This is a genomic window from Acidisphaera sp. S103 (assembly GCF_009765975.1).
GTDB lineage: Bacteria > Pseudomonadota > Alphaproteobacteria > Acetobacterales > Acetobacteraceae > Rhodopila.
Genome location: NZ_LMUJ01000032.1, coordinates 340,285 through 347,670, shown reverse-complemented (window position 1 = coordinate 347,670; position 7,386 = coordinate 340,285). Strand labels below are relative to the sequence as shown.

Here is a 7,386-nt window from a genome sequence, read left to right as displayed (position 1 = left end):
CCAAACGTCGGAAGCTGAGTAGAATCAATACCGTGCGGCTTGTACAGCGAAATATTGCGTTCAGGACTCAAAAATCGTGCCAGACAGCCGTGGGCGTGTCCCGGCCATCCGCGCTTCGTCCGTCAGTGCGAAGATGGCCGGAACACGTCCGGCCATGACGCTGAGAGCGTGCCGGCCGGCCTGACCTTTCTTCCCCCACATGGCTATCCTGACGCCGCCGGGCCATGACGGGGAGAGAATGACGATCGCCCCCTACTCCACCACCACCGGCTGTTCCTTCAGTTCCGGCACCGTGAACCACACCCACACCAGGTTCGCCGCCAGCAGCACCGTCGTCACTACGAACACCCAGCGGATCCCCAGCAGGGCCGCGACGCCGCCGCCGGTCAGCGGGCCCAGCGAGTTGCCCAGGAACGTCGCCGACGCCGTCATCCCGTAGATCGTGCCACGGTTCTCCCGTGACACGCTGCGGCCGATCAGCGCGTTCGCCGTCGGCAGGATGCCGCCGATGAACAGCCCGACGGCGAACCGCTCCGCCACAAAAGCCCAGTAGCTGCCGACGAAGATCTGAGGCGCGCTGGTCAACGTGGCGCCCAGCAGGCAGATCAGCAGCACCTTGCGATACCCAATGATGTCACTGCGCTTGCCCAGGAACGGAGACGACACCAGGTCGGCCAGACCCGTCACCGAAAACGCGATCCCGGACAGCGTGGCGATTTCCGGCGGCGACCCGACCAGGTCCTGCACGAACAGGGTCACCACCGGCTGTACCGTCCGAACGCTGAACTGCGCCATCAGCAACACCAGGAACAATGCCGACAACCCGGCTGTCCCGGTCAGCAGCCGCAAGTCGGGAAACAGCGATTTCGACCGACGGGTATTCGTCGGCGGCGTGAAATCCTCATGCACGATCGCCCAGACCAGGGCCAGCGCCGCCAGCGTGATCGCACCCGTGCAGAAGAACGGCACCCGGTAACTGCCGGTCGCGTCGGCCAAAAGGCCGCCCAGCACTGGGCCGAACAGCGATCCGACCAGTTGGCCGGTGCTCAGCCAGCCCAGCGCGTAGCCCAGCCGGCGCTCCGGCACCTGGCTGGCCACCAGGGCAATCGCCGACGACGAAAACCCAGCGAACGCCCCCATCACCGCTCGTGCCCCGAAAAACCACCAGACATTGGTGGCCAGGCCCATCACCGCGGTGAAAACGCCGATAGCCAGGCTGGACCGCACCAGCGACAGCTTCCTTCCGTGCTTGTCCGCGACCCGGCCCCAGATCGGCGAGGCGAACGCTGCCACGAACGACGTGGACCCGGTGATGATGCCGGCCCACAGATCGACCCCCTCGGTGGTGTTGACCCCCAGTTGCGGCAGCATCAGCGGGATGATGGGGCTGAGGAAGCTGATCGAGGCCGTCATGATGAACTGGATGCCGACCATCGCCCACAGCGTGCGCTGCCAGCCGGAGTCGCTTGCTCTGATCGTCGGGGGGTTATGATCCGGCGTTTCTGTCATCCGCGTGGATGCTACCGGAACGGCGGCGGATGGAAAGGGCGGCCGTGGCCCCCATTCGGTCCCTGTGGTACAAAACCCGCCTGTCGAGGAACCGCCATGAAAATCATTATCCCGGACGACTATCAGGACGTCGTCGACCGGCTGTCCTGCTTCGCTTTGCTGGCCGGCCATGATGTGGTTCGCTACCGCGAGCCCGCCGCCGACCTGGACGAGCTGGTCGAGCGCCTGCGTCCCGCCGAGGTGATCGTCGCGATCCGCGAACGTGTGAATTTTTCCCGAACGCTGATCGAGCGCCTGCCCAACCTGCGCCTGATCGCGCTGGTCGGGCGGGCGGCCACGACCATCGACTATGCCGCGTGCAAGGACCACAACGTGCTGGTGTCCACCGGCGCCAGCAATTCGCCGACCGCGCCGGCGGAACTGACCGTCGCGCTGATCGTCGCCGCCCGCCGCAACATCGCGCTGGAGGCGGAACGGATGCGCCGCGGCGAATGGCCCTGCACGCTGTCGCACCGCCTGGCCGGCAGCACGCTGGGCATCTTCGGCTTGGGCGCCATCGGATCGATCGTCGCCAAGGCCGGTGCCGGCATGGGCATGAACGTCCTGGCCTGGGGGCAGGAAACGTCGGCCCGCAAGGCGAAAGAGGCAGGGTATGATTTCGCCGCCAGCAAGGCAGACCTGTTCGAGCGGTCCGACGTGCTGTCGCTGCATGTCCGCCTGCGTCCGGATACGCGCGGCATCGTCGGGCCGGGTGACCTGGCGCGGATGAAACCGACCTCGCTGCTGGTCAACACATCCCGAGCGGAACTGATCCAGCCGGGGGCGCTGCTGGCTGGATTGCAGGCGGGGCGGCCCGGCTATGCCGCTGTGGATGTGTATGAGAAGGAGCCGATCACCAACGGCAACCATCCGTTCCTGTCGATGCCCAATGTCTTGTGCGTCCCCCATCTCGGCTGGGCGGAGTGGGACAATTTCGAGCTGTATTTCCGCGAATGCTTCGAACAGATCGTGGCCTACGCCCAGGGCACGCCAATGCGCCTGGCGGGCGCGCGCTGATGGCCGCGGAGACGATCGCGCAAACCGCGTTTCGAAAAATCATCTGGCGGCTGATGCCGCTGCTGACCGTCAGTTACATCTTGAACTACCTCGATCGCGGCAATATCGGCTTCGCCGCGTTGCAGATGAACCACCAGTTGGGTCTCAGCGCCGCGCAGTTCGGTGTCGGTGCGGGCATCCTGTCGCTGGGTTATTGCACCTTCGAAATCCCTAGCAACCTGGCGCTCTACCGTTTCGGTGCCAGGAAATGGATCGCGCGCATCATGATCACCTGGGGCTTCGTCGCCGCGGGGTGTGCGCTGATCCAGGGTCCGGCCAGCTTCTATTCGATACGCTTCCTCCTCGGCGTGACGGAGGCGGGGTTTTTCCCCGGCATCGCCTTCCTGTTGTCGCAATGGTTTCCCGCCGAATATCGCGCCCGCATGCTGGCGATCCTGCTGTTGGGGGTTCCGGTTTCCTCGGTCGTAGGCGGCCCCGTTTCGGGTGCGCTGCTGGGGCTTGACCAGATCGGCGGCCTCGCGGGCTGGCAATGGATGTTCATCATCGAGGGCCTGCCCACCATCGTGCTGGGGTTTGTCGTGCTGTGGGCTCTCGCGGACAGCCCGGCCACCGCATCGTGGCTAACGCCGGAGGAAAAAACCGCGGTGCAAGCTCAGATCGCCGCCGAACCACGACACAAGCCGGTGTCGCATCTGTGGACCGCGCTGAAGGACCCGCGCGTGCTGATCCTGGCGCTGATCCAGTTCGGGTTCACAACGGGTTCCTATGGCGTCGGCATCTGGCTGCCACAGATTATCAAGACGCATTTCCACGACAACCTGACGGTTGGTTTTGTCTCCGCCGGCCCCTACATCATCGCGTCCATCGCGATGCTGGTCTGGGCCGGCATCGTCGATCGCAGCGGCAAGCGCATCGGCAACCTGATCCTGACCTGCGGCCTGGCCACCGTCGGGCTTGTGCTGTCCGTCGTGTTCGCTGAATTCTGGCTTTCGTTTTTCTGGCTGACCGTGGCGTTGGTCGGCATCACCGCGGCCCGAGCGGTGTTCTGGACGGTGCCGGCGCGGTTTTTGACCGGGGTGGCGGCGGCCGGTGGGTTGGCGTTCATAAATTCCATAGGCACCATCGGTGGATTTGTCGGACCGGCGGCTGTCGGCTGGTTGAAAAGCGCGACCGGATCGTTCTCCGCCGGGCTGATCGGGATGGCGGGGTTCCTGCTGCTGTCCGCCGTCCTGGCCGTGGCACTGCGGCTGTTTGTGCCGCGGGAGTGATTGTCGTTCCGGGATATGATCGAAGAAAAGGTGAAACGCCAAGAACGCGTGCTTGTGGACATACCGATGCTTCGGGGCCGATGTCGCTGTAACAGTCTCCCTTGGCGGTTCTTGGTGTCTTGGCGTCGCGTCTTAACGGTCATCGCCGCACATGGTGTGCCGCCGCGAATGGCGGTCGCTTGAACCGCCGCCATCCGTCGCGCAGACTGGCCTTAGTCTCTGGAGGCACCGCGCATGGCCAGCACGCTCGAAATCCGTATCGACCACAGGCGTCCGTTCGCCGGCGGTCACGCATTCGGCGACGCCGGAGCATATGAACGCCTGACGGGCCGCGTGTTGTTCGCGGTCGACCCGTTGGCACCGGCGCAGGCGGATGTGGTGGACATCGACAAGGCGCCGCGCGACACAAACGGCCGGGTCCGGTTCGAGGCCGATGTCATGATCCTGCGGCCGCTGAACGGCGGCAACCGGCGGGTGTTCTTCGACTATGGCAACCGGGGCCACAAACGCGCGCTGCAATTCTTCAACGACGCGCCGCACAGCAACGATCCGCTGACCCTGGATCATGCCGGCAACGGTTACCTGATGCGCCGCGGCTATGCCGTCGCATTCCTGGCTTGGGAGGGCGATATCCTGCCCGGCGACGGCCGCATGGTGCTGGACGTTCCGATCGCCACCGACAACGGCCAGCCGATCACCGGTCGCGTCCGGTCGGAGATCATTGTCGACGCGTCCTGGACCGGCAGCATGCCGCTCAGCGGCCGCATTGCCGCCTGGTCCTATCCCGCCGTGTCCAAGGCATTCGCCACCCTGACCAGGCGTCGCTACCCCTATGATCCGCCGGAAAACATTCCGCCGTCGGAGTGGGATTTCGCGCTGGAGATCCATGGCGCCGGCGCGGAGTCAGGTGGAGCCGAAAGCGCGTTCACACCCGCCGATAATTTCATTCATTACAAATCCGGCTTCCAGCCCGGCTGGATCTACGAGCTGATCTATACCGCGCGCGATCCGAAATTGATGGGCCTCGGTCATCTCGCGGTGCGCGATTTCGTCAGTTTCCTGAAATACGACACCAGCGCTGGCAACCCGCTGGCCGGCGCGCGCATGGCGTATGGTTGGGGGCGTTCGCAGACCGGACGCTGCCTGCGCGACTTCGTCTATCGCGGCTACAACGCCGATGCCGAGGGTCGGCGCGTGTTCGACGGCGTCATGCCGCATGTCGCCGGGGCGGGGCGCAAATGGCTCAATCACCGTTTCGCCAGCCCGATCGTATCCGGCGGCCAGCAATACGAGGATCATTTCAATATCGCGGACTCCTTCCCGTTCAGCTACGCGCAGTCCGTCGATCACCTGACCGGCAAGGAAGATGCCATCCTGAAACGGCCGGAGACCGATCCGCTGGTGTTCCATACCCAGACCGCAACAGAATACTGGGTGCGGCGCGGGTCCCTGGTCCATACCGACACCGCCGGCCACGACCTGCCTCAGCCAGAGACGGTGCGGGTCTATTGCTGGTCCAGCTCCCAGCATTCCGCCAACCCGCTGCTGAAGGCACCGCCGAAAGGGATTGGACAGAATTTTTCGAACACAGTTGCGACATCGATGCTGTTCAGAGCGATGCTGGATGCGATGGATGCATGGGCGTCGCATGGGACGAAGCCGCCGGACAGCCAGATCCCGACGCGGGCGGATGGTACCCTGGTCGAATATGCGCGTTGGCGGCGGCAGTTTCCCGCGATCCCCAGCGTCATGCCGCTGGCCGAACCCAATGCCCTGCCGTTGCTGGACTTTGGTCCCGATGCCGACAAGGGCATCCTGCGTGAACCGCCGGTTATCGTGCACGGCCGTAACGACCCCGACGGCGGGCCGGGGTTACGATATACCGTGTTGGTGCCCTCGGTCGATGCCGATGGCAACGACGTCCCGGGTGTCAGGGCACCCATGGTCCAGGCGCCGCTGGGCACATACACCGGATGGAACCCGCGCATGCGCGGCCAGGGTTACGGCGTGCAATGGAAGTTCGAGGGCAGCTACATCCCCTTCCCCAACACGCCGTCCGAACGCAGCGTCATCGGCGATCCGCGCCGGTCGATCCTGGAACGCTACCCGGATTGGCAGGCCTATGTCGCCGCGATCACCGAGGCGGCGCAGAAACTGGTCACCGCCGGCCTGATGCTGGAGGAAGACGTCGAGCGCTGCGCGAAAGCGGCGGAACGGTGGAACCCGGCGCGCCACGCCGTCGAACTCTGACAGAGGAAGGAAACAAAATGATCAAGGTCCTGGGCCTGCTCACCCGCAAGGACGGCATCACGCATGAGGAATTCGTGCGTCACTGGTATGACATTCACGGCCCGCTCGCGTTGGCTGTGCCGGGCATCCGTCGCTATGTCCAGTCGCATATCACCGGCACGCGCACGCGGCCCGATATCCCGGAGACCGATGTGCAGGTCGATGGCATCGCTGAACTTTGGTACGACGATGCAGAAACCGCCGCCCGCGCCGCCGCGTCACCAGAGATGAAGATACTGACGGACGATGGGGCGCTGTTCATCGGTCAGATCAAGACGTTCGTGATCGAGGAACGGCAGATCATTCCGCAGGCCTGATGAAGGCGTGGACGGCCGGCCTGCGCCGGCCATGACGGTGTTGCGTGTGCGCGGTTCGTCCGGGCTACCGGCGCGGTTGGCGAGTACCGATCGTCATGGCGGGCTTGGTCCGCCATCCACGCCTTGCGATGGCGGTCTCGAAGAAGGCGTGGATAGCGGGCCTTCGCCCGCTATGACGGGGTGGGACGGCGCGCCGCCCCCGATGCCCCGCTATTCCGCCGCAGCCTGGCTGACTGTCACCGCCTCGTACGGGAAGCGTTTCACCTTCGCCATGTTCAGCCCCTCGATCCGCAGCAGGCGGGTGTCGCCCTTCCGCTCCGGCGAGTGCAGCACGCCCACGTCGTAAAGATAGGCATCGCCTGGCTTCATCACGTAGTCGTGGTTGAATTTGGCCTTGCCCGGCGCCGCATCGGTGGGGCGCTCGACCAGGTCCCACGCCGTCATGATCGTCTCGCCGGCGGCCTGGCCGTAGATCGCCCACGACGGGCCATGATCGTGCGGCTTGCTGCCCTTCGGCCCGACATAGCCATGCGCCAGGATGGCAAACCCGAGTTCGGCGTCCTCATACAGCACCTGCCGCTCCGGCGTGCCGGGCGGGATATAGGTCGCGACGAAATCCTTGTCGTGCAGCGCCTGCTCCACCAGCTTGCGCACCTGCTCCCGGCCGGCGGTGCCGGGCTGGGACTTGAGGGCGGCGTGGCAGTCTGTGGCGAACGTCTCCAACGTGATGGCCATGATAGTATCCTCCAACGGAAGCCTGTTTCAGAGTATGATTTATCCGGTCGAACCGCGATCAGGAAAGATCATGCTCTACCGACGGTAAGGGTAGCAACTGCCGCGATCGAGTGTGATGCCAAAATGGTCCGCCAGGGCCAGAATCGCATCGGCATGGTCGGCATAGGGGTCGACATTGCCGGGTCCGACAATGATGCAGCCGCCGTTTTGCT

6 protein-coding genes are annotated in these 7,386 nt (G+C 64.7%); 4 read left to right on the top strand and 2 right to left on the bottom strand.

The window, feature by feature from the left end; all coding sequences use genetic code 11:
* Positions 1-252: 252 nt before the first annotated feature.
* Positions 253-1,509, bottom strand: a complete 1,257-nt coding sequence (locus tag GSQ89_RS07610; RefSeq protein ID WP_158923596.1) for an MFS transporter — start codon at positions 1,507-1,509, stop codon at positions 253-255.
* A 96-nt stretch (positions 1,510-1,605) separates the two neighbouring features.
* Between GSQ89_RS07610 and GSQ89_RS07605 the strand changes: the two genes are divergently transcribed.
* The 4 genes from GSQ89_RS07605 to GSQ89_RS07590 all read left to right on the top strand — a co-directional run bounded on the left by GSQ89_RS07605 (position 1,606) and on the right by GSQ89_RS07590 (position 6,439).
* The gene (locus tag GSQ89_RS07605) at positions 1,606-2,565 is read left to right on the top strand and encodes a D-2-hydroxyacid dehydrogenase family protein (protein ID WP_158923593.1); all 960 of its coding nucleotides are present in this window, start codon (positions 1,606-1,608) and stop codon (positions 2,563-2,565) included.
* Positions 2,565-3,833: an MFS transporter gene (locus GSQ89_RS07600; RefSeq protein ID WP_158923591.1), complete on the top strand. Its 1,269-nt coding sequence runs from the start codon at positions 2,565-2,567 to the stop codon at positions 3,831-3,833. Before GSQ89_RS07605 ends, GSQ89_RS07600 begins: the two co-directional genes overlap by 1 nt.
* Before the next feature lie 234 nt (positions 3,834-4,067).
* Complete coding sequence (locus GSQ89_RS07595; protein WP_158923589.1) at positions 4,068-6,083, top strand: alpha/beta hydrolase domain-containing protein; 2,016 nt, start codon at positions 4,068-4,070, stop codon at positions 6,081-6,083.
* Between the two features lie 17 nt (positions 6,084-6,100).
* Positions 6,101-6,439 (top strand): EthD domain-containing protein, encoded by a 339-nt coding sequence (locus GSQ89_RS07590; protein WP_158923587.1) that lies wholly within the window; start codon positions 6,101-6,103, stop codon positions 6,437-6,439.
* Between the two features lie 210 nt (positions 6,440-6,649).
* On the opposite strand, the gene GSQ89_RS07585 is transcribed toward GSQ89_RS07590, so the two are convergent.
* On the bottom strand, positions 6,650-7,174 hold the full coding sequence (locus GSQ89_RS07585) for a hypothetical protein (RefSeq protein WP_158923585.1): 525 nt from the start codon (positions 7,172-7,174) through the stop codon (positions 6,650-6,652).
* Between the last annotated feature and the right edge of the window lie 212 nt (positions 7,175-7,386).

What these genes read in the sequence shown, in the direction of transcription:
- GSQ89_RS07610 (WP_158923596.1), bottom strand. Translation starts at nt 1,509, where the DNA reads ATGACAGAAACGCCGGATCATAACCCCCCGACGATCAGAGCAAGCGAC.
- GSQ89_RS07605 (WP_158923593.1), top strand. Translation starts at nt 1,606, where the DNA reads ATGAAAATCATTATCCCGGACGACTATCAGGACGTCGTCGACCGGCTG.
- GSQ89_RS07600 (WP_158923591.1), top strand. Translation starts at nt 2,565, where the DNA reads ATGGCCGCGGAGACGATCGCGCAAACCGCGTTTCGAAAAATCATCTGG.
- GSQ89_RS07595 (WP_158923589.1), top strand. Translation starts at nt 4,068, where the DNA reads ATGGCCAGCACGCTCGAAATCCGTATCGACCACAGGCGTCCGTTCGCC.
- GSQ89_RS07590 (WP_158923587.1), top strand. Translation starts at nt 6,101, where the DNA reads ATGATCAAGGTCCTGGGCCTGCTCACCCGCAAGGACGGCATCACGCAT.
- GSQ89_RS07585 (WP_158923585.1), bottom strand. Translation starts at nt 7,174, where the DNA reads ATGGCCATCACGTTGGAGACGTTCGCCACAGACTGCCACGCCGCCCTC.